General features: G+C 65.9%; 16 protein-coding genes and 1 pseudogene. 11 read left to right on the plus strand and 6 right to left on the minus strand.

The genetic code is table 11. The annotated features are described in order from the left end of the window. Both LT948_RS31760 and flp read right to left on the minus strand, forming a co-directional pair. Positions 1-1,289: pseudogene (locus tag LT948_RS31760) on the minus strand (cache domain-containing protein); the annotation flags it as partial. A gap of 188 nt (positions 1,290-1,477) precedes the next feature. After that, complete coding sequence (gene flp / locus LT948_RS31765; RefSeq protein ID WP_003093864.1) at positions 1,478-1,690, minus strand: type 4b pilus Flp major pilin; 213 nt, start codon at positions 1,688-1,690, stop codon at positions 1,478-1,480. Between the two features lie 409 nt (positions 1,691-2,099). Here flp and rcpC point away from each other — a divergent pair, with 409 nt between their 5' ends. The 9 genes from rcpC to tadG are packed head-to-tail and all read left to right on the plus strand — an operon-like array spanning position 2,100 to position 11,269. After that, complete coding sequence (gene rcpC / locus LT948_RS31770) at positions 2,100-3,011, plus strand: type 4b pilus Flp biogenesis protein RcpC (RefSeq protein ID WP_003134589.1); 912 nt, start codon at positions 2,100-2,102, stop codon at positions 3,009-3,011. A gap of 13 nt (positions 3,012-3,024) precedes the next feature. Continuing rightward, complete coding sequence (gene rcpA / locus LT948_RS31775; protein WP_003110119.1) at positions 3,025-4,275, plus strand: type 4b pilus Flp secretin RcpA; 1,251 nt, start codon at positions 3,025-3,027, stop codon at positions 4,273-4,275. Between the two features lie 9 nt (positions 4,276-4,284). After that, the gene (gene tadZ / locus LT948_RS31780; RefSeq protein ID WP_003093855.1) at positions 4,285-5,469 is read left to right on the plus strand and encodes a type 4b pilus Flp biogenesis protein TadZ; all 1,185 of its coding nucleotides are present in this window, start codon (positions 4,285-4,287) and stop codon (positions 5,467-5,469) included. Further along, positions 5,466-6,731, plus strand: coding sequence for a type 4b pilus Flp biogenesis ATPase TadA (tadA, locus tag LT948_RS31785; RefSeq protein ID WP_003093851.1), 1,266 nt, complete (start codon positions 5,466-5,468; stop codon positions 6,729-6,731). The genes tadZ and tadA overlap by 4 nt, the downstream gene beginning before the upstream one ends. Further along, entirely contained in the window at positions 6,728-7,612 is an 885-nt protein-coding gene (tadB, locus tag LT948_RS31790) for a type 4b pilus Flp biogenesis protein TadB (RefSeq protein ID WP_003093848.1), read from the plus strand. Before tadA ends, tadB begins: the two co-directional genes overlap by 4 nt. A gap of 9 nt (positions 7,613-7,621) precedes the next feature. Then, positions 7,622-8,533, plus strand: a complete 912-nt coding sequence (tadC, locus tag LT948_RS31795; RefSeq protein ID WP_033991512.1) for a type 4b pilus Flp biogenesis protein TadC — start codon at positions 7,622-7,624, stop codon at positions 8,531-8,533. After that, on the plus strand, positions 8,530-9,267 hold the full coding sequence (tadD, locus tag LT948_RS31800; RefSeq protein WP_033991511.1) for a type 4b pilus Flp biogenesis protein TadD: 738 nt from the start codon (positions 8,530-8,532) through the stop codon (positions 9,265-9,267). The genes tadC and tadD overlap by 4 nt, the downstream gene beginning before the upstream one ends. A gap of 22 nt (positions 9,268-9,289) precedes the next feature. Continuing rightward, positions 9,290-9,574: a DUF3613 domain-containing protein gene (locus tag LT948_RS31805; RefSeq protein WP_033991510.1), complete on the plus strand. Its 285-nt coding sequence runs from the start codon at positions 9,290-9,292 to the stop codon at positions 9,572-9,574. A 24-nt stretch (positions 9,575-9,598) separates the two neighbouring features. After that, a complete protein-coding gene (gene tadG, locus LT948_RS31810; RefSeq protein WP_003141184.1) occupies positions 9,599-11,269 on the plus strand; it encodes a type 4b pilus Flp biogenesis protein TadG in 1,671 nt (556 codons plus the stop codon). A 25-nt stretch (positions 11,270-11,294) separates the two neighbouring features. Here the strand turns inward: tadG and pprB are convergent, their stop codons facing one another. Further along, positions 11,295-12,122: a two-component response regulator PprB gene (gene pprB, locus LT948_RS31815; RefSeq protein ID WP_023092822.1), complete on the minus strand. Its 828-nt coding sequence runs from the start codon at positions 12,120-12,122 to the stop codon at positions 11,295-11,297. 120 nt (positions 12,123-12,242) lie between these two features. Next, positions 12,243-12,725: a type 4b pilus Flp prepilin peptidase gene (fppA, locus tag LT948_RS31820; RefSeq protein WP_003110115.1), complete on the minus strand. Its 483-nt coding sequence runs from the start codon at positions 12,723-12,725 to the stop codon at positions 12,243-12,245. A gap of 63 nt (positions 12,726-12,788) precedes the next feature. Between fppA and LT948_RS31825 the strand changes: the two genes are divergently transcribed. Together LT948_RS31825 and pprA are read left to right on the plus strand one after the other, a co-directional pair. Next, positions 12,789-13,295, plus strand: a complete 507-nt coding sequence (locus LT948_RS31825; protein WP_003120840.1) for a TadE/TadG family type IV pilus assembly protein — start codon at positions 12,789-12,791, stop codon at positions 13,293-13,295. A 9-nt stretch (positions 13,296-13,304) separates the two neighbouring features. Further along, positions 13,305-16,076, plus strand: a complete 2,772-nt coding sequence (pprA, locus tag LT948_RS31830; protein ID WP_033991509.1) for a two-component system sensor histidine kinase PprA — start codon at positions 13,305-13,307, stop codon at positions 16,074-16,076. Positions 16,077-16,143: 67 nt separating this feature from the next. Here the strand turns inward: pprA and LT948_RS31835 are convergent, their stop codons facing one another. Both LT948_RS31835 and LT948_RS31840 read right to left on the minus strand, forming a co-directional pair. Next, positions 16,144-17,613, minus strand: a complete 1,470-nt coding sequence (locus LT948_RS31835; RefSeq protein WP_003093821.1) for an inorganic phosphate transporter — start codon at positions 17,611-17,613, stop codon at positions 16,144-16,146. Positions 17,614-17,756: 143 nt separating this feature from the next. After that, positions 17,757-18,008, minus strand: coding sequence for a hypothetical protein (locus LT948_RS31840; RefSeq protein ID WP_009315976.1), 252 nt, complete (start codon positions 18,006-18,008; stop codon positions 17,757-17,759). Between the last annotated feature and the right edge of the window lie 405 nt (positions 18,009-18,413).

The following is an 18,413-nucleotide window of genomic DNA, read 5'->3' on the forward strand; positions in this document are numbered from 1 at the left end:
GTTGCGGGCGATTTCCTGGGCGGCGGCGCCGAGTTCGTTGATCGCTGCGGCGACGCTGTTGGTGCGGTTGGACTGCTCGTCGGAGTTGGCCATCGAGGAGTTCGAGGCGTTCACCACCAGTTGCGCCACGTCGTGCAGTTGACGGGCGGTGCCGGCGACCTCGCGGATCGATTCGTGGATACGCTCGACGAAGCGGTTGAAGGNCGGGCGGTGCCGGCGACCTCGCGGATCGATTCGTGGATACGCTCGACGAAGCGGTTGAAGGCATTGGCCAACGTACCGAATTCATCGTTGCTGGTGACTTTCAGGCGCTTGGTCAGGTCGCCTTCACCCTGGGCGATGTCCTGCATGGCGCGGCCCATGTCGGTGAGCGGTTGCATCAGTACGCGGATCAGCATGCCGAGGAGAAGCATGATGCCGACCACCGCGATCAGCGTGGCGACGATCGCCGAAGTGCGGAATTCGCTGAGCATCGAATAGGCGGTGTCGCGGTCGAGGACCAGGGCGACGTACCAGGTCACGCCGGGCAGTCCCTTCACCGGGGTGAAGGAAACGAACTGGCTGCGGCCGTCGAGTTCCACCTCGTGGACCCCGGGGTCGATGTTCGGTGCGCCCTTGGGATAGGCTTCGGCGAGGGTCTTCAGGACCAGCCCGGAGTCGGGGTGGAGGAGGATCTTGCCGGCGTCGCTGACCAGGAAGGCGTAGCCGGCACCATCGAACTTCAGGGAATTGAGGATTGCGGTCAGGGTCTCCAGCTTCATGTCGCCGGCGGCGACGCCCAGCAGTTGACCGGCGTGCCGCACCGGCAGCGACATGGCGAGGATCTGCTCGCCGGTGCCGGCATCGACGAAGGGTTCGGTGACGATAAGCCGGTCGGCCGCCAGCGCGTCCTTGTACCAGGCGCGGGTACGTGGGTCGTAACCTTCCGGCATGGCGTCGTAGGGGCGCATGGTGAAGGCGCCGCTGGCCGCCTCGCCAAGATAGACCGACGCGAAATTGCGGCTGAAGACGGGCTGTTCCAGTTGCCTTGCGATATTCGCCTCGTCGGGCTGGTCGAGCAGCGCCAGTTGCGAGGCCAGGCCTTCCACCAGGTGCATGCGGCCTTCCAGCCAGCTCTGGATGTTGCTGGCGGTCAGGGTGCCGATTTCCCCGAGGTAGTTTTCCGTGTCCGTGCGCACGGCCTCGCGCTGTCGGTAATCGTTGTAGAGGATGAAGCAGGTGAAGGCGAAAACCACCACCAATGCGGCGGCGAGAAGGATTTTCTTGGCAAACGACAGCGAGCGAAGCATGAGCGATGCGTCCTGGCAAAAGCCTCAAGAAGGGCGGGGAGCCCAGGCCACCAGGTAGGGAGCTTGCGGGGGAAAGCCATGATCCAGCGCCTGAACGGCCGGCTTTGTAGCACAGTGCCAGCATAAAGGCAAAATAGTGGCGCCATGAAAATGGCGCCACTGGAGGGAAATCGCTCTGGAAGAGGACGTCAGTCCGGAGCCAGTCCGCCGACTTTGGTGCCGACGCCGTCGAAGAAGGCTTTCAGACCGCCGACGATACCGCTGTCCGTGGGACTCAATACGGCAATCAGAGCCACCGCGATCAAACCGGCGATAACCGCGTATTCGATGGCGTTTGCCCCTTCTTCGTCCGCCAGGAATGCGCGAACTTTGCAATACACGAACAGGGTCAGGTTCTTCATTCTTGTTTGCTCCTCGAACGCGGCAATCACCGAGACAGAGCCCTGCCTCCACGCTGAGGCTAGGCCGATGATGGCGTTTTGCAACAACTAAATGGCATTAGTAGGAGTGGATTAGTCGCAAGGTTATATGGCGGGTTACAAGGCTTGGACTACATCTAATGACAAATTGACATTGATTATCCCGAGTCTAGATTCAGGCCTATCGTCGCAAGTTCGAAGTTATGAACTTTGGTTCTTGAATAACGACTGTCGCCAGTCGATAACCCCAATGTACCTGCCATGGAAAGCCAGTCCCGGAGTATGGCCATGACACGGACAGCGAGACGCCCGTTTTTCTTTTCCGATCATCGGCGATCGCCGGTGATTTTCCGTTCATCGACCTGTCCGGACGCATAGCAGGGGTCTGCCCATGAATAGCAAGGTGCTGATGGCCCTGGCCGGCCTGCTGCTGCTCGGTGCTGTGCTGCTCGGATACCTCGGCGTATCCATCGGCCGCGCGCCATCGAACGCGCATGCTCCATCCGTGGCGCCGGCTTCGGCGGCGGTGGACGCTTCGCTGGAAAAGCTCGAACGCAAGCCGGTGCTGGTGGCCAGTCGCGATCTCCCGGCGCTGGCGGTGATCGGCAAGGACGACCTGAGCGTCGAGCTGTTGCGGACCGCACCGGTCGGTAGCTACGACAGGCCCGAGGCGTTGCTCGGCAAGCGGGTCTGGGTCGCGGTGCCGGCCGGCAGCATTCTTTCCGCCGCGACCCTAGAACCCGGCGGTCCGCTGGCCCGGACCATTCGTCCGGACGAGCGGGCGATGGCGATCGCTGTGGACGAAGTGGTCGGCGGCGGCGGCTTCGTCCTGCCCGGCGACTATGTCGACGTGATGCTCTTCGTGCGTGACGAGCGGGACGGCGAATCGACCCCGCTGGCGCAACTGGTGTTGCCCGGAGTCCGGGTACTGACCTACGGCGAGCGGATCGCCGTGGGCAGCGATGGGCAGGACCGCTCGAACCAGGAAAAGGACCCGCGTCCGCCGCGTACCGCGGTGCTGGCGGTACCGGAGGACGGCGTGGCGCGGCTGATGCTGGCGAGCCAGGCCGGTTCGCTGCGCCTGGCCATCCGCAGCAAGGACGAAGAACTCTACCGCAGGGAGCAGGAAGGCGCGCTGCTGCAAGCGTCGCTGGGCGCGCCGAGCGCGGCGCTGAGCCTCGACCAACTGCTGGAGCGCCGCAAACCGACGGCGCCGAGCGTGCGCAGCGCGGCTCCGCGCGTGCCGGTGGCCAACGGGGTCACGGTCTACCGTGGCAGCGCCATGACCCATGAAGCGCCTTGAGGGGAGCCGGCATATGCATCGGAGCACCGGGATAGGCGTGTCGCGCTGGCTGGGAGGGCTGCTGGGGGTGGCGTTGGCGCTGCCGGCACTGGCTTTGCCGCAGGGCTGCATCGAGTTGCTGGCGCAGGCGCCGCGGGTCGATGTCGTCCAGGGGCAACAGCGTGACCTGCGCCTGGCGGTGCCGATCGAACGGCTGGCCATCGGCGATCCGAAGATCGCCGACGTACAGTTGCTGGATCGTCGCGGCTTCCTGGTCACCGGCAAGGAACAGGGCTCCACCAGCCTGCTGATCTGGACCGGCTGCAGTCCCGAGCCGTTGCGCAGCCTGGTGGAGGTCGAGGGACGCGGTAGCGTCGATACCCGCGGTGCTCCAGCGTTCACCGCCGGTGCCGCGGAGGAGCTACCGAACCAGGTGCAGACCGATATCCGCTTCGTCGAGGTCAGCCGCAGCAAGCTGAAGCAGGCCAGCACCTCGTTCGTCCGGCGCGGCGGCAACCTCTGGGTGCTCGGTGCGCCAGGCAGCCTCGGCGACATCAAGGTCAATGCCGACGGCAGCGGCCTGGGCGGCACCTTCGGCACCGGCAGCTCGGGATTCAACCTGATCTTCGGCGGCGGCAAGTGGTTGAGCTTCATGAATGCCCTGGAGGGCAGCGGCTTCGCCTATACCCTGGCGCGCCCGAGCCTGGTGGCGATGAGCGGGCAGAGCGCGTCGTTCCTCGCCGGCGGCGAGTTTCCGATCCCGGTGCCGAACGGCACCAACGACAACGTCACCATCGAATACAAGGAGTTCGGCATCCGTCTGACCCTCACCCCAACGGTGATGAACAACCGCCGCATCGCTCTCAAGGTGGCGCCGGAGGTCAGCGAACTGGACTACAGCGCCGGCATCCAGAGCGGCGGGGTGGCGGTGCCGGCACTGCGCGTCCGGCGCACCGACACCAGCGTGATGCTGGCCGATGGCGAGAGTTTCGTGATCAGCGGGCTGACCAGCAGCAACTCGGTGAGCAACGTCGACAAGTTTCCCTGGCTGGGCGACATCCCGATCCTCGGTGCGTTCTTCCGCTCGACCAAGCTGGACAAGGACGACCGCGAGCTGCTGATGATCGTCACCCCACACCTGGTTCAGCCGCTGGCTGCCGACGCACAGTTGCCGGACCTGCCCGGCGAGGGCTTGCGGCACTACGATCCGGGGTTCTCGCGCCTGTACTTCCTCGAGCGCGGCGAGTACGACGGCCAGCAGAACGACACCGGCCTGTCGGATTAGGAGGCGCGCATGAACCAGAACTTCGTGGCGCTGACCCAGCATCCCGGCGAACTCGACTGGTTGCAGAACAGCCTGGCGTCCGCCGGCCAGGTGGTACCCGCAGGCAGCGCCAGCCTGGAGGAGTTGCTGGCGCTGCTCGACGTCACCGCCGCCGGGGTGCTGTTCATCAGCCTCGGCAAGAGCAACCTGGTGTCCCAGGGCGCGCTGGTCGAGGGATTGGTATCGGCGCGGCCGATGCTCTCGGTGGTGGCCATCGGCGACGGCCTGGACAACCAGTTGGTGCTGGCGGCGATGCGCGCCGGCGCGCGCGACTTCATCACCTACGGCGCCCGCGCCAGCGAGCTGACCGGGCTGATCCGGCGCCTCGGCGGACGCCTGCCCAGCGTGCCGGTGAGCGCGGCGCGCCAGGGCGAGCTGCTGACCCTGGTCAGCGCCCGACCGGACGCCGACGGCGCCTTCGTCGCCTTGCACCTGGCCAAGGCGTTGCAGGAGCAGACGCCGAACCAGGTCCTGCTGCTGGACGTCGGCCAGCCCACCGGCGAGGCGCTGGCGATCCTCGGCCTGGACTCGGCCTTCACCTTCAGCGACGCCTTGCGCAACCTGCGGCGCCTCGACCAGACCCTGATCGACAGCGCCTTCACCCGCCTCGACAGCGGCCTGCGGATACTCAGCCTGACCGACGAGCCCGGCGTGCTGGAGCGAGTCACCACCGCCGAACTCTATCTGTTGCTGGGCAACCTGCGCGGGGCGTTCAGCCATGTGGTGGTCAACCTCACCGGGCTGCCCGAGGGCGAGCTGAGCAACCAGTTGCTGGTGCAGGCCAACCGCGTGCTGTGGATGGTCGACCAGAGCGTGCCGTCCTGCAAGAAGGGCCTGGAGCGCCTGCGCCGCCTGCGCGAGCGCAACCTGCCGTTGCCCTCCATCGAGTTGCTGATCGAGCGCTACCTGCCCAATGTGGCGCCGGACCAGCAGGCCCTCAGCCGGATGTTCGACCTCGATCTGTTCGGTGTCCTGCCGTTGTCCCCGGAATCGCGCCTGCGCGCGAAGAACCTCGGCAAGAGCCTGTTCGAGGTGGCGCCGCGCGACCCATTGGCGGCCAAGCTGCGGCAACTGGCGGACAGCCTGTGCGTGACACGTGGCGAGCGCCGTTCGCTGCTGTCCTGGCTCGGCCGGGCCAAGGCGGCGCTGCTATGAGCACGGGATTCGGCGCGCGTCCTGACGGCGGTGCCTTCCACTACCGCCAGGAGCAGGACATCCAGGCGCTGAAGCTGCGCCTGCACCGCTACATCATCGACGAGATCGACGAAGACGGCATGAACCTGCTGGAGGGCGCGCGCTCCGCCGTGGTCCAGTACGTCTCGGAAAAGGTCTGCGAATACGGCTCGCGCCATCAACTGGCGATCTCCCGCTACGAACTGGACCGCCTGGCCGAAGAGGTGGTCGACGAACTCACCGGCTTCGGCCCGCTGGAGATCCTCCTGCGCGATCCCGGCGTCTCGGAAATCCTCGTCAACGGACCGGGCCGGGTGTTCGTCGAGCGGGAAGGGCGGCTCTACCAGAGCGACCTGCGCTTCATCGACGACCACCATGTACTGCGGGTGATCCAGCGTATCCTCGCGCCCCTCGGCCGACGCCTGGACGAGTCCAGCCCGATGGTCGACGCGCGCCTGCCGGACGGCAGCCGGGTCAACGCGATCATTCCCCCGGTGGCGCTGGACGGGCCGTGCATCTCGATCCGCAAGTTCAGCCAGGAGCTGCTGCGCAGTGCCGACCTGCTGGCCTACCAGAGCGTCGACGAAGCCTTGCTCGAGTTCCTCCGCCAGGCGGTCTCGCGCCGCTGCAACATCCTCATCAGCGGCGGCACCGGCACCGGCAAGACCACCTTGCTCAACGTCATCAGCGGCTTCATCGACGAACGCGAGCGGATCGTCACCATCGAGGACACCGCCGAGCTGCAACTCGGCCACGACCACGTGGTGCGCCTGGAGACCCGTCCGCCGAACGCCGAGGGCTACGGCGAGGTGACCGCCCGCGACCTGATCCGCAACGCCCTGCGGATGCGCCCGGACCGGATCATCCTCGGCGAGATCCGCGGCGTCGAGGTGCTCGACGTGCTGCAGGCGATGAACACCGGCCACGACGGCTCGATGAGCACGGTGCACGCCAACTCGGCGATGGATTCGCTGCTGCGCATGGAGATGCTGGTCGGCCTGACCGGCAACAGGCTGCCGGAGCAGACCTTGCGCCTGATGATCTGCGCCGCGCTGGACGTGGTGGTGCAGATCACCCGCCTGGCCAGCGGTCGGCGTTGCATCAGCGAAGTGCTGGAGGTGCTGGAGGTGCGCGACGGCGTGTACGTCACCAATACCCTGTTCAGTCTCGACCGGCGTGGCAGCGGGCAGTTCGTCCGCCAGGCCGCGCCGGTCGGGCAGAAATTCCGCCAGGCGCTGCTGTGAACGGCGCGCAACTGTTGGTGCTGTTCAGCGGCGTGCTGGCTTTCGCCGCGCTGGCTCTGGCGTTCATGGGCTGGCGCGCCGGGCGCAACGAACTGGTGGTTGAACGGCTGCTGGGACGCCAGGAGGCGGTCGCGGTGCGGCCGCGCAGCAGTCACTGGCTGGCTCGCCAGATGCGTCGCGCCGGTATCCAGCGCCCGCGCCCGTGGTTGTTCGGGGCGGCAGTGCTCGCGCTGCTGCTGGTCTGGAGCGGATTGCGCCTGTTCGGCATCGTCGGTGCGCTAGGCGGCCTGCTACTGGCGGCGCTGTCCTGCCGCGTCGCCCTGGGCATGCTCTACCAGCGCCGCCTGAAGCGAATGATCCGGCAGATGCCGCGCTTCCTCGACCAGGTGGTGCGCAGCCTGCACGCCGGGCGCACGCTGGGCGACGCGCTGATGCAGGCGGTGGAGAACGCCGAGGAGCCGCTGCGCGACATCTTCACCCTGGCGCGCAACCACGTGCTTCTCGGCATCCACCTGCCGGAGGCGTTGCAGGAAGTCGCCGAACTCTACGAGGTGGAGGAACTGCGCATCCTCGCCCTGGGTGTCTCGGTCAACCACCGTTATGGCGGCAATACCAGCGACCTGCTGGACAGCATCGTCAAGCTCATCCACGAACGCGAGAAGCTCAGCCGGCAGTTGCACGCGATGACCGGCGAGACACGGATCAGCGCCTATGTCCTGGCCGGCGTGCCGAGCGCCCTGGGCGGCTACATCCTGGCGAGCAACCCGGGCTATCTGCTGAACATGTGGGCCGACGGCACCGGGCGTTTCCTGCTGCTGGCCTCGCTCGGGCTGCAACTGCTCGGCTGCTATGCGCTGTGGCGCATGCTCAAGAGCGTCTAGGAGGTGGCCATGCAGGCACAGTGGCTGATTTTCGCGGCGCTCCTGATGTCGGTCGGCGGTGCCTTGTTGCTGTTGCTCCAGGCGCGCAACGGCAGCCGCGAGCAGCGCCTGATCGAGAGGCGCCTGGGAGCGCTGGCCAACCCTGGCGGCTCGACCAGGTGGCTGGCCGGCATGACCGAGCGGATGGACGACAGCTTCTGGGTGCGGCGCCTGCAACTGATGGACAGCGAGGCCCGCCAGTTGCTGCAACAGGCCGGCTGGCACGAGAGTCGCTACCGGACCCTGTACCTGATCTCGGTGTTTCTCACGCCGCTGCTGTTCGTTCTCCTGGTCTTGCTGGTCAAGCTGCTGCGCGCCGAGAGCGAGGCGTCCTACGCGGTGCCGCTGCTGTTCGCCGCCGGCATCGGTTTCCTCCTGCCCAAGCAGGTGCTCAAGCACTTCGCCAAGGCGCGCCGGGCGCTGATCGCCGACGAGATGATCCTGTTCGTACAACTGATCCGCATCCTCTTCGATGCCGGTCTGACCGTGGAGCAGACGCTGCGCGTGGTCTGCCTGGAAGGCCGCGGGATCACCCCGCAACTGGCCCGCGAGCTGGACCTGGCGCTGACCCGTGCCGACAACGGCATCGACCTGGCGGAAGAGCTGGAGGCGCTTGCCCGGCGCCTGCAGGTGGACCCGCTGAACGACTGCTGCGGCGTGCTACGGCAGATGTTGCGCCAGGGCGGCAGTGCGCGCAGCACCCTGCTGACGCTCAAGCAACTGTTCGAAGACCGGCGCCTGACCACCTTGCAGGAACGCATCGGCAAGCTGTCGGCGAAGATGAGCCTGGTGATGATGGTGCTGCTGTTCCCGGCGCTGCTGATCGTCCTCGCCGGTCCGGGCGTCATCGCCATCACCAAGGCCTTGGGAGGACTGGGATGAAAGCACTGATCGGCATCGGCCTGTGCGCCGCCCTGCTCGGCGGTTGCGCCGCGCTGCCGGGGCGGGACGGCCCACGGGAGTGTTCGCAGCAGCTCGGCCAGGAGCAGGAACTGCAGATGAACATGGTCCGCGACATGATCCGCGAGGGCCGCCTGCATGCGGCCCTGGCCAACCTGGAAAGCATGCCGCCGGGCTTGCTCGACGTGCGCGAGGAAAGGGCGCTGATCCTGCGCCGGATCGGCGACCCGCGGGCCAGGGCCGAGTACCAGGCCCTGCTGGAAACCTGCAAGGCACCCGAGGCGCACCACGGCCTCGGCCTGCTCGCCCTGCGCAGTGGCGACAGCGCCCGGGCGGTCCTCGAGCTGCGCGAGGCGGCGCGCCTGCGGCCGACCGAGAGCCGCTTCCGCAACGACCTGGGGGTCGCCCTGCTCAAGCGCGGCGACCGTGTCGGCGCGCGCTTCGAATTCATCACTGCGCTGGAGTTGCAGCAGGGCGGCAAGCTGCCGGCGACCAACCTGCTCGGCCTGCTGTACCTGCAAGGCGACCGGGAAGATGCGCAGCGCCTGATCGAGCGTTTGCAGCTGGATGCCCGGGACATCCGCGCGGCCGAGGCGCGGGCGCGCAGCTGGGGTGCCGTACCGACACCCGGCGCGGCGCCGGCAAGCGACGACCCGCTGGCGGAACGGCCGGCGGAGGCGAATATGCATACCGCGATGGCCAACGAGGCGCCCTGAGCCGGCGCCGGAGAGGTGAACCATGCACGAGCGAATCCTGTTCGGCGTCTTGCTGCTCCTGTCCGGCCCGGCCTGGGCCGCGGACACGCCGGCGGTCCGTCCCGCCGCGCCAGCGACGGCCGAACCGCAGACCGCCACCCGCGCCTGGCTGGCCATCCAGGCGAGCGGCCGGGCCGCCAGCCCGGTCCGGCAAAGCGCGACCGCCGCCGAGCGCCAGCGCTCCTACCAGCGCTACCTGAAAAGCTATGAGCACGAGATTCCCGAGTACCTGCTGGAAGATCGCGGCTTCGGCGAGAGCAAGAACTGACGGTTCCTGGCGGAGGGGCAGGGCATGAACGGATGGCCTGCAAGACAGCGTGGGGCGATCGGCATCCTGGCGGCGACCACCCTGCTGCTGGCCTTGATCTGCCTGTTGCTGGTGGTGGATACCGGGCGGCTCTACCTGGAGCAGCGCAACCTGCAGCGAGTGGCGGACGTGGCGGCGCTGGAGAGTGCCTCCCAGGGAGCCTTGTGCGGCGACCAGAGTTCTGCACAGGCGACGTCTTTCGCCAAGGCCAGCGCGATGCTCAACGGGTTCGATGCGGACGCCGCCGGCTCCAGCCTGTCGGCGGAGGTCGGCGGCGTGCTGAGTGCCGGCGGCCTGCGCAGTTTCATAGCCAGCGCGTCGAACGCGGCTGCCGCCAACGAGGCGGTGCATGTCGAGGTGACCAAGAGCGTTCCCGGCAGCCTGGTCGCCAACCTCGGGGGACTGTTCGGCGGCGGCAATGCCAACGTCGATCTCCGCGCAGAGGCCGTGGCGCGACGCCTGCCGAACGCCACGATTTCCGCAGGTACGGGGCTGGCCAGCGTGAACAGTGGCCAATCGGCGTTGCTCAACCCCATCTTGAGCGGATTGCTGGGCACCCACATCGATCTCTCCGCGGCGGCCTACAACGGTATCGCCGACGCGAAGCTCAGTGTGCTGGACATTCTCGGCGCGGATGGAATGGGCTTGATCGGGGTCGATACCAGCCTGGGGACCATCGAACAGTTGTTGAATACCAACGTCGGCTTGCAGCAGGTACTCGCCGCCAGCGTGAACGTCCTGGCGAAGAACGGCGTAGCCTCGGTCGAGGCCCTGAGAACGCAATTGGTGGGGGTAAAGTCGGCCACGTTGAAACTGGGAGACTTGCTGGGGCTGAGCGCCGGCGAGGTGAACAGCATGTCGCAGCTGGATACGGCGATCAATGCGCTGGATCTCATCATGGCGGTTGCCCAGGTCGCCAACAAGAATTCCGCGGTCGCCGTGAACCTGGGCATCCCCGGATTGGCCAATGCACGGCTCACGGTCGTAGAGCCGAAGAGGATCGTCTCCGGGCCGCCAGGGCAGGATGAGAGCGGTGCCTGGCGCACGGAGGTGCGCCAGTCCCAGGTACGACTTACGGCGGACATCGATTCCGGGTTCCTGTCCATTCTCGCCACCACGAAACTGCAACTGGCCATCGAAGGCGCGTCGGGAGCCGTCTGGCTGAAAAGCATGGCCTGTACCCGCCCGGATACCGCGTTGGACTTCGGTTGGAGAAGCAGCGGAGCGACGATAAAGATCGGCAGTCCGGCCAACATCGATCAGGTCGGCTCGATTCTGGTGCTTGGCGGCTTGGTGCGATTGGATCTCAAGCTCGATACCTCGATCGCCGGCAGCTCGGGCGATACGCGATTCAACGTGAAAGCCGACGGTTCCGATCTCGTCCAGAGCCGCAGGTTGCCGGAAAGCGGCTTTCTCGCCAGTACCCTGAAAACCAGCATCAACGTCAATCCCGTGGTGCTCGGACTGTGCTTGCCTTTGCTGTGCGGCTCGACGGCGCTCACCGACCTCATCGTGAATTCCGTGGTGGCACCTCTGGTCGATGGGCTGCTGACGCCGATCCTGAATCTGGTCCTGCCCTTGCTGGGGGTACAACTTGGATACATCGACGCGGAGATTCTGAAGGTCGATGTCGGCAGGGCGGAACTGCTGATCTAGCAGGTCCGCCGGGCCATCGCGCCTGTCAGTGCACCACCGCTCCGCTGCCCTGCTGCATCGCCGCAGGCGACAGGGCCAGCGCCAGCTGTGTGCGGTTGTGCATATGCATCAGGCGCAGCACCTGGGAGACGTACAGCTTCACCGTGTTCTCGGTGATGCCCAGTTCGTAGGCGATCTGGTAGTTGGTCAGGCCCTTGCTCACCAGCCGCGCCACCGCCTGCTGGCGGGGCGACAGCTTGCCGAACAGCGGATTGCTCGGGGACACCTGGCTTTCCGCGACCGGCGCCGGCGGCGCGGACGGCTGGCTGTCTTCGCTCTTGAGGGCACTCGGCTGGCTGTTGCCGTGTACCTCGTACTTGATCTTGTGGATGTCGCGGTAGATCGAGTTCAGCGATTCGGCGAGGTATTCCAGGCGCTGGTTGACGTGGCTCAGGCTCAACTGGCTGCGGACGCGCTCGTGCAGGCGGTTCTCCAGGCGTTCGAGGCCATGCAGCAGTTCCTGCGGCGCCACCGGTTTCTGGTAGTAGTCGGCGGCGCCGACCCGCATGGCCTCGATCACTTCCTGGCGGCCATCGTGACCGGTGAGGATGATCGATTCGAAGAACCTGCCGTTGCCGGCGACTTCCTTGAGGCTCTCGATCAGGCGGATACCGTTGTCCTGCCCCAGGTAGAGGTCGCAGATGACCAGGCCGATGTTCGGGTCGGCCTGGAAGCTGGCGATCGCCGACTCCCGGTGGGTGCTGGTTACGCAACGGTAGCCACTGTTTTCCAGCAGTTCGCGGAGTTCCGAGGTCACCTGGGGTTCATCATCGATGATCAAGACGCTGAAATGCCGCGAGGCCGGTTTGTCCATGGTCATACGCTCCATTTGCTTATTTTGTTTTTAACAGGGGACGTGCATTGGAATGCAGCCATACCGAATGGTATTAGCCATAAGCATATAGTCGCTAAGTGAGGTCTTCCGCAAGTTTACTCAGATAATTTTACTGATAATCAGATGTGCCAAAAGGCCGGCGCTCATGGCGAATATAAAAGGGAATGACTTGTTTTTTGACGGTGCCCTTCGAAGGCGAACTTCTTCATTCATTGCGGACTTTTCTACCGAACGTTTGAATAACTTTACGAGGATGAATAGCGCGATGCACAGCAGGCAGCCGAAGGCCAGGCTATAGAGCACCGTAAGTGGGTCGCTGGCCAGCCCCAGTGCGGCCAGGTACTTGACGTCGGCGGCGCCGAGCCTGCCGAGAAGGTAGCCGGGAAGGCTGAGGCAGACGCCTATAAAAAGTGCGGTCATTGCCATATTAACCGTAGCGCCGGTCAGGCTTGACTCTTTCACATATAAATAAACAAAGGAAATAAGAAAACCGCCCAGGATAAGCCAGTTGGAGACGCGCAAACGTTTGATGTCCTGATATCCGCAAACGCTTGCCCACAAGGCCAGTGCTAATTGCTCCATCCTGTTCTTCAGCCTTTTTTCGACATCTGGATTAATACCTTTTCAGTAACGTTGGCGGAGCGAATGACGACTAGTATTAAGGATGCGGATCGGGGATGTCAGCTCATGCTCGGAAAAGCTTCCCGGCGACGCCAGCACGGCGCCGTCGCCATCGAATTCACAGCGATCTTCCTGCTGTTTTTCGCGCTGGTCTACGGCCTGATCAGCTACAGCATTCCTTTGCTCATGTTGCAGTCGTTCAACGATGCCGCTGCCGTGGGGGCTCGTGCGGCGATCGCTGTCGATCCCTCCGATGCGGGCTACGAGAGCCTCGCCGAAGCCCGTGCCAGGGACGAGTTGCTCGCACGCCTGGACTGGATGCCGGCGGCCTGGCGGGCGAACCTCCAGCCTTGTGCCGGTAATGGCCAGTACGCCGACTACGTCAGCGCCACGTCGCGGATCGAGGTCTGCGTGCAGTACCCGTACGGCGATCCGGGCAAGGCGATCATCCCCGTGCTGAGCTTCCCCGGCATCGGCGCGATTCCCAACCTGCCGCAGACGCTGAAGGCGAGTGCCAACCTGTTGCTGTGAGGTGGTCGCATGTTCGAATTTTCCCGCTCGTCGTCCGCCGAGGCCGAGAGGCCGGAACCCTTTTCGCAGGAAGGCCCCTCCCTCTGGAGCGCTTCGCTGAGGAGTTGGGACCTGTGTTTCGAGATGGACGAACAGGACCGCGTGATCCGGGTCGGCGGGCGGCAGGCGTATCGTCTGCAGTGCGCCCATGGGCTTGGCGAACAGCCGCGGCCTTTCGCCGAGTATCTGGAGCGGCGCGCCCCCGGTGCGCCGACGCTGGCCGGCCTGCGCCGGGGCGAGCGTCTCGACCTGACGCTGCGCAGCGATGCCGCCGCGCCATTGACCTGTCGTTTCCAGCCGATGCAGCCGCTCGACGGCCTGGGACGCTCCCTGCTGCTGGGCATGGACATCTCCGACCTCAACTGGCAGTCCGACAGCCAGCAGCACCAGTTGCAGAGCCTGAGCCTGGGCAAGCTGATCCTTTCGCGTCTGCGCCATGTCTCCCACGGGCACCTGGCGGAGGCGGTCCAGGAGATTCTCGAATCGCTCTCCGGCGCGTTCCAGATGCAGGCTATCGCCCTGCTGCTGGGCGACGGCAAGGGTTTCTGCACGGTCTTCGCCAGTCATGTGCGGCCTGGCAGCGACAGTTTGCTGCGACCGACCCTGCAACTCGCCGACGACGACCTGCGCGAAGGGGCGGGCGCGCGCTTGCTACGCCGTGGCGAAGGCGCCTCGACGCTGCTCCGGCAGATCGGCGAGGACGCGCTCTACCTAGTGCCGGCGGCGATGCGCGGTGGCCGCCTGGGGGCATTGCTGGTGCGGCCGATGTCGCTGGAGCAGCTCGCCCAGGGGCCCGCGCCGCAGGACTGGCAATACCTCGCGGAACTGCTGGCGAACCAGGTGGCGGACCGCTGCGAACTCCACGAGCAGCACGACAGTTCGCGCAAGCTGGGGCTGTTGCAGGAGATGATCGGCGGCGGCTGGTGGCGTTACTGGGCGGAGCAGGAACTCTTCGAACTGGCGCCGGCCTTGCACGACAGCCTGGGGTTGACCGGCGAGTATCGTCGGGTGCCGCTGGAACACCTGCAGGGCCTGCTGCAACCGGCGGACGCTGACGAGCTCGGCCTGCGCCTGCGTGCCAGCCTGCGCAGCGGCCAGGCGCTGGCCCAGGACCTTTGCCTGCGTCAGCCGGATAGCCGCGGCGAGCGCCGCTGGCTGCGCATCGAGGGCCGGCTGCTGGGACGCGGCAGCGCGCTGGGGCTGTCCGGCGTGCTGCTCGACATCAGCGAAGGCCGGCGCCAGGAGGAACGGGCACAGGCGGCCCACGCGCGGCTGCGCAGCCTGATCGACAGCGCGCCGGTGGTGATCTACGTCCAGCGGGTCGAGCAGGGGCACCTGGTGCCGGAGTTCTACAGCGAAAGCGCGAGCAACCTGCTCGGCCTCGACTTGCAGGGACAGAGTTGGCAGGCGCTCGCCGAACGGGTGCATCCGGACGACCTGGAGGCCTTTTTCGCCCGTGGCCGCGAGTTGCTTCGCGAGGGCCGGGTGAAGACCCGCTATCGCCTCGCCGATGGCCAGGGCAACTGGCACTGGCTCTACGACGAAGCCAAGCTGCTGCACGATGCCCAGGGCCTGCCCAGCGAGGCGGTGGGCCTGTGGCTGGACGTGACCGAGCAGCACCTGGCGGCACAGCGTATCGCCGAGAGCGAGGAACGCTACCGGGTCCTGGTGGAGGATTCGCCGGCGCTGATCTGTCGCTATACCGCCGACCTGGTGCTGACCTACGTGAACCGGACCTTCGCCGATAGCCTCGCGACCAGCCCGGAGCGCCTGGTCGGTCGCCGGCTCGACGAGTGGCTGGCGGCGGAAGACGCCAGCGCCTTGCGCGCGCGTCTGCTGGGCTCGCCGCGGGAGGGCGCCAGCGAGGTGCCGGAGCTGCGCTTCAACCTGCCGGGGCAACGTTTTCTCTGGCTGGTGTGGGCCGAGCGGCCGTTGTTCGACGCCCGTGGCGAATTGTGCGAGGTACAGGCGGTGGGGCGCGACAACACGCCGGTGCGCCGGGCCCAGCAGCAACTGGCGCAAGGCGCCAAGATGGCCAGCCTGGGGGAGATGGTCAGCGGCCTCGCCCACGAGGTGAAGCAGCCGCTGCACGTGCTGCGCATGACCCTCTTCAACATGCGCCAGCGGATGAACAGCGTCGGCCTCGACGGCGACTACCTGGGCGAGAAACTGGAGCGCATGGATGCCCAGGTCCTGCGCGTCGACCGCCTGGTCAGCCACCTCGGCGTGTTCAGCCGCAAGTCGGCGCTGGAGGCGCTGCCGTTCGACCCCTATACCGCCTTCGAAGGCGCCCTGGGCCTGCTCGGCGAGGGGCTGCGTCAGCACGCCATCGAGGTGGAGTGCCCGGCGCCGACGCAGCGGATGGTGGTGCGAGGGCAGGCGGACCAGTTGGAGCAGGTGATCATCAACCTGCTCGCCAACGCCCGCGATGCCCTTCTCGGCAATCCCGGCCTGGCCAGCCGGCGCGTTCGCCTGGAGCAGGTGGCCTGCCGCGAACCGGGCTGGGTCGAATTGCACGTGCACGACAACGGCGGCGGGATCGAACCGCTCCTGCTGGAGCGGATATTCGAACCCTTCTTCACCACCAAGGCGGAGGGCAAGGGTACCGGCCTGGGTCTCTCGGTCAGCCACGATCTGGTGCGCAACATGGGCGGTAGCCTGACGGCGGCCAACCAGGGGGAGGGCGCGTTGTTCGTGGTTCGCTTGCCGCTGGCGGCGCTGCCCGCCGAGGCGGGCGGATGACGTCGGTGGGAGCGCGGCAAAAAAACGCCTGCGGACAAGCAGGCGTTTTTTCAACCGGCGAGGCGGCTCAGATGAATTGCGAGGCCAGCCAGAACAGGCCGGCGGACAGCGCCATCGAAGTCGGCAGGGTGAGCACCCAGGCCATCAGGATGTTGCGCACGGTGCCGCCGTGCAGGCCGCTCTTGTTCGCCACCATGGTCCCGGCCACGCCGGAGGACAGTACATGGGTGGTGGACACCGGCAGGCTGTAGATGTTGGCCATGCCGATGGCGGCGGCGGCGGTGATCTGCGCGCTCATGCCCTGGGCGTAGGTCATGCCCTGCTTGCCGATCTTCTCGCCGACGGTGAGCACTACGCGCTTCCAGCCGACCATGGTGCCGATGCCGAGAGCCAGGGCCACCGCGATGATGACCCAGAACGGCGCGTATTCGGTGGTCGCGGTCAGGTCCTTGCGTAGCTTCTCGAGGTCGGCCTTCTCCCGCGCCGGCAGGTCGGATAGCTTGCCGACCTTCTTCGCGGTGTCGTCCAGGCACAGCAGGTAGCGACGCACCTGCACGCGCTCGTCGGCGTCCAGGTCGTTGTAGCTGGGCACGCCGCGCAGGTCGCGAAGCAGCGCGTTGATGGTCGGCTCGGTCTGTTTCGGATCGCAGCGGTAGAACTGCGGCATCTCGCTGCCATTGCTCTTGCCCAGGGCCAGCATGTCGCCGAGGGTATCGGTGTGGCGCTGGTAGAACTGGCTGAGGTGCAGGGCGGCGTCGCGGGTGCGCTCGATCTGGTAGGTGGTGCTGTTCAGGTCGAGGACGAACTTGGCCGGGACGATGCCGATCAGTACCAGCATGATCAGGCCGATACCCTTCTGGCCGTCGTTGGAGCCATGGACGAAGCTTACCGCCATGGCGGAAAGCACCAGCACCAGGCGGTTCCAGAACGGCGGGTGCTTCTTCTCGTCGAGTTCGCGACGGGTTTCCGGGGTCTTGTGCATCTTCGACAGCGGACGCCACCACTTCAGTCCGAGCAGGACCAGCGCGGCGACCATGAAGCCGGCCAGCGGCGAGAAGATCAGCGACAGGCCGATGTCGATCGCCTTCTGCCAGTTGATCCCTTCGGCCAGCGGCACGTCGGTGATCAGCGCATTGGCCAGGCCGACGCCGAGGATCGAGCCGATCAGGGTGTGCGAGCTGGAGGCCGGGATGCCGAAGTACCAGGTGCCGAGGTTCCAGGCGATGGCGGCGGCGAGCAGGGAGAAGACCATCGCCAGGCCATGGCCGGTGTTCACGTTGATCAGCAGTTCCACCGGCAGCAGGTGAACGATGGCGTAGGCTACGCCGACACCGCCGAGCAGCACGCCGAGGAAGTTGAACACACCGGAGAGCATCACCGCCCGGTAGGGGGACATCGCTTTGGTGTAGATGACGGTGGCCACCGCGTTGGCAGTGTCGTGGAAGCCGTTGATGAACTCGAAGGTGAGGACGAAGGCCAGGGCCAGCACCAGGCTGATACCCACCCAGGCATCGAGCCCGCTGAAAAGATCGAACATGTGAGAAACCGGTCAGAGACGGGGCGGCGATTATGCCAGATGCGTTTTTATCCGTCTGGAACTCCGGAAGGTTGCCATTGTCGCGGGCAACGCCCCGTCGCATCGGGCTTTGCGGGAAAAACGAAACAGATTGAAACGCTTCGTTATCCGTCGCTCTCCTGTCGGTTGGAGGTAAATGGAATGGGGTTCGCTGCTTCCTGCCCGGCCTTGAGACGCTCTTCTTCGATCTTCTGCAGTTCTCTGTCGAACGCCTGATCCTGAACGGTTGGGCGCTTGCGCCAGGGCTTGCGGTCGGGTTCCGGCTGGGCGGCATAAAGCGTCACTTCGCCGCCGTACACGTCCTTGTAACGCTGTTCCTCGCGCGCCAGCGCGGCACGCAATTCGTCTTTCGTCACGGGTGGTCCTGAGTCCAAAAAGAGCGGGCCCGATAGCGACCAGGCTGGGCGGAAGCGGGGTCCGGCCAGCGCCGGTTGGGAGTCTAGTCGACCGCTACCGGCTGTAAATGGGCGCGGAATTATAACGTGGGCTCCGGGCTTGTCATACGGTGTCGGCCGACGGACGGCAGGACGGAAATTCTTCGAGCGACCCCTGGAAATGCGGCGAAGCCCCCATGGATCAAGGCCTGGCCGACGCGTCCGGGGTGTTCTCCGCCTTTCGTCGCGGCCTGCGCTAGTCGAATGCCAGCCATTGGCCATACCACTAAGGAACGATGGCGGCGCTTCCGGGGGCGGGCTACAAACCGGACTACAAGTCAAATAAAGAAGCCCCGCCGTCGCCCGTCCGACCCCAGGGTCATGACG

It is taken from the genome of Pseudomonas sp. CP-1, from assembly GCF_021213715.1.
GTDB classification, from domain to species: domain Bacteria; phylum Pseudomonadota; class Gammaproteobacteria; order Pseudomonadales; family Pseudomonadaceae; genus Pseudomonas; species Pseudomonas aeruginosa.